A 506-nucleotide genomic window follows, 5' to 3' on the forward strand; every position below is an offset into this window, starting at 1 on the left:
TTGAAGTCGGTGAGAATCTAAAAGATCAATTCAAAGCTGGTGACTACTTTGTTTTGCAACCTGCCATGGGCTTGCCTAGTGGTTATTCTGCGGGTTACAGCTACGAAACCTTTGGTGGCAATGCAACGTATTCCATTATTCCTAAAATCGCTATCGACTTAGGCTGTGTACTGCCTTACCACGGCGATTACTTTGCTGATGCGTCTCTGGCGGAGCCAATGTCTTGCATCATCGGTGCGTACCATGCGAGTTACCACACTACCCAATACGTGTACGAACACGATATGGGCATTAAAGAAGGTGGTGCGTTAGCGCTACTCGCTTGTGCTGGCCCAATGGGCATTGGTGCGATTGACTATGCAATCAACGGCCCTGTAAAGCCAAAACTGATCGTGGTGACGGACATCGACGCTGCGCGTTTAGATCGAGCTGAAAGCCTCATTCCGGTTGCAAAAGCTAAAGAGCAGGGCGTAGAACTGCACTACGTGAATACCGCTCAAATAGAC

The 506-nt window shown here is 48.8% G+C and carries 1 pseudogene; it reads left to right on the forward strand.

Annotation, left to right across the window (positions count from 1 at the left end):
- Window positions 1-506 (forward strand): annotated as a pseudogene (locus tag R7O13_RS31245) (L-sorbose 1-phosphate reductase); the annotation flags it as partial.

This window comes from Vibrio sp. Y176 (genome assembly GCF_033438945.1).